The 3,036-nt window shown below is 60.1% G+C and carries 3 protein-coding genes; 2 read left to right on the forward strand and 1 reads right to left on the reverse strand.

Features of this window, described 5'->3' with window-relative positions; translation table 11 throughout:
- Positions 1-701 precede the first annotated feature (701 nt).
- Both AC1D34_RS35930 and AC1D34_RS35935 read left to right on the forward strand, forming a co-directional pair.
- Positions 702-1,337, forward strand: coding sequence for a DUF6904 family protein (locus AC1D34_RS35930; RefSeq protein WP_476826833.1), 636 nt, complete (start codon positions 702-704; stop codon positions 1,335-1,337).
- Positions 1,338-1,611: 274 nt separating this feature from the next.
- Complete coding sequence (locus AC1D34_RS35935) at positions 1,612-1,812, forward strand: hypothetical protein (RefSeq protein ID WP_441508882.1); 201 nt, start codon at positions 1,612-1,614, stop codon at positions 1,810-1,812.
- A gap of 223 nt (positions 1,813-2,035) precedes the next feature.
- Here AC1D34_RS35935 and AC1D34_RS35940 read toward each other — a convergent pair whose 3' ends face one another.
- A complete protein-coding gene (locus AC1D34_RS35940; RefSeq protein ID WP_476776458.1) occupies positions 2,036-2,617 on the reverse strand; it encodes a transglycosylase SLT domain-containing protein in 582 nt (193 codons plus the stop codon).
- Positions 2,618-3,036 lie beyond the last annotated feature (419 nt).

Below are 3,036 nucleotides of genomic sequence, written 5' to 3' on the forward strand. Positions count from 1 at the left end.
GAGAGTGATCGCCATCCTTGGCGCTGGGCCGCTCATTCTGGCGATGCGGACCTGAACGGGTCGCCGCGACTCTTGTCCAACTTCACCCGCAGACGACGCGGCGCACACCTCAGGCATCCCAATAGCGCGTTTGCACACGGCCTCCACCCCTCAGCGACCTTCAGAACGGCTGGTAATGGGTAAGGCCCCTGGGCGCCTGGAATCAATGAGGACTGTGAATTGATTGCGCGGTGGGAGCAACGTCTGCCAAACGAATGCTCCCGCAAATGGCGCCATCTCGGACCCGCCGCTTACCGCAACTGATTGGCGGCGAATAGCAAGACGGCTGCATCATGTCCGGGCATTGTCCTGTGATGATGCGCAACCAGCCCACGCCCCGCGACCGCAATGACCGAGTTCTGCCGCGGTATCGCTGGCGGCCAATTCCTGTCGCGGCGCTAATTCCGACGATCGTCATCTGGCTTATGGTGTTCTACTGGGCCGCTCGACTTTAATTCGCGCTGGACACCCTCGGCATTGGTGGCTGGGCGATGAGGGCAGCCGCTGTGCTATCTGCGGCCTCCGTCACGAGACGGGCGTGCGAGAAGCCCCCCCTGGCCTGATCGGTTCCCGTCGGACTAAGGGCGAGAATTGGAAAGCGTGATCCTGACCGCGATTGTGATAAGCTAAACATTCGGGAACCCGGCGCGTGGGAGATTCCTATGTTGGCGTTCTCCTTGCTAAGCACTCACGCCGGAATTCGGTTGGAAGGCGATTACACGTCACTGAGGGCGCTTCGTGACGTTGTTCATGACATCAATGAGCGCTCACCCCTGATAAAGGATCGGGAGGGCTTATTCATCGCGCTTGCCTACGACCTCAGAAAAGCTTTCGAGCTGGAGCGAGACGTCATTCGCCCGCCTGCACACTGCAAGGAAATCGGAACCCGATATGGCGTGAATATCCTTTGGCCAGTCTTGCTGCTGCAACATCTAGTGCTGCGATCGTCTCTGGCCTTCATCGATCATGGCCCGCAACACCAAGCCTGCGCGTACATGCTCGAGGCGGTCATTGAAGACGCTTTGGAGGACGATTTCGGCGGCCATGCTGGAGTGATCAGAGAAGCCTGGAAGCAGACTGCAAGCTGCGTCGAATTTTTCGACGACCGCTATTCCGCGCGTTGCGCACTATTCTCGAGCTGGAACGCCGGCGACCGCAAAGGGGGCCTTGCCGATCTCCTTGCTAGCATGTCCCCCATGTTCGACCAGAGCCAGAAACTCAGTCCCTTCCATGGCCTTGTGACGGCGGCGATAATCGCGGCGTGGGAGGGCGCCGAGTGGCCCGATCCGAAATGGTAAGCGGTCTAAATCTGGGCAGGCCCTAAGGAATTTGCCGGATGGCGTCCCGTCTCGGCTATCTGTTGTACTGGGTCGCGTCATGGATCGCCGTGATCGTGATCACCGCTGGAATCGTCGTTTGGCTCTACCTCGCTCGCCCGGACAAAGACCCCATTGGATTGGCAATCGCTGGCACAGGCATCATTATTTGGGTCGCGGCTCGTGCGGTCCGATATTGGCTTGCCGGTCGATAGACGCCGTACGCGAACCGTTCGACTTTATTGGAGCCGAACCGATGCCTGACGAACGCACCGAACTCGCGGTCGAAGCAGCTGCGAGAGCCTTCCATGAGAACGCCCGCGAGAAGCGGCAATTCCAGTGGGAGCAGTCGTCCGAGGAGTGGAGGCGGGACATCCGGGCTTTCGTACGCCCCATGGTCGAGGTCGCCTTACTCGCCTCTGATGCTTTCCTGGCAACCGCAATTCCCAAGATCTAAAGCCAGGAGACATTGGGTGACGGAAGCCAGCATTCACCCGCGAAACTGCTGCCCGGTTGCCCGGTAAGCGGCGAACGTTGGCCCCCCACGGGCGGTCCGCGTTTTAATTTCATCGGCGCCGTCGGGAATGTGCCTTCGGGGTCCGCTGACTGTCCCCATCCGGCTGTGTCGCAGATCATCCCGACGCACGAAAACCCAAGCAGGGACCCCCGTTCCGATCAATCTAGCGAGTTGGAGGAACTGTGTCCGACGCGTAGCGGGGTTTGGCTAATCGCGTACGGTCCTTGCCTAGGCCGGTCGCTTCGAGAAGCCCCTTCCGCTTGGCATCGTAATAGTACCCGGTCCGATAGTAGTGGCCGGCGCGGGCCTGGTCGCGACCGGCCACGAGCCAGGCTCCCCGCAGGTATTTGAGCCCGTAGGTGAGGTTGACCTCGGGATCGAGCAACCCCGCTGCCGGGCCGGTGTAACCCATGCTGCGCGCCGTCGCATGCTTGATCTGCATCAATCCAAAATGACCACCGTTCTGGGCGGTTGGGCGAAAGTTGCTCTCGCGCTTGACGATTCGCCGGACCCAATCTGAGGGGAGTTCGTAATGCGCTGACTTCTGTTCGATGATCCGGTCGATGCCCGCGCGCGCTGGGCCGCCTGGTGACCGACGATCAACGGACTGTTCGCTGGAGTAAGCAAGTGGTTTCGCTGCCTCCGCGGAGGCGTCGTCCGTAACGATGCATCCTCCAACTCCGGCAGACAGTAAGGTGATACCGGCTGCAACGAGACGTCTTTGCCACGGCAATCTGACCTCCATCAGCTGATGAACCTGCTCACGGGGATACCAACTCTAGGCTCAACCGAATGTACGCCCACTGGCGGCAGTTCTGCGGCCGACGATCCGAACAGGTGACGTCGCACCTGAATCGTCTCATGCAGCCCAACTTGGATTTCGCGGCTATCATTCTCCCGACAAGTGAGCGTCGTGAAAACCCCGTAGGGCCAGCTTCTAAGGTGGCGTGCAACTACGGGGTCTTCGTCACCCGGCTACCAACCATACTGGGGGGCAGTCGCCGGGGAGCCAGTTGGACCTATGCATCTCCTGCCATCGAAGCGTGTGATGGCACCGTCGTGGGCGATGTTATGGTGATCCCGGAAGACAGCCTGGTCAARCAAGGACAAGATCATACCTTGCGCCTTCGGACCCGAGCTCTTCGAGGAGACCCTCCTCTAATT

The sequence above is a fragment of the Allobosea sp. P1_A7 genome, assembly GCF_056406775.1.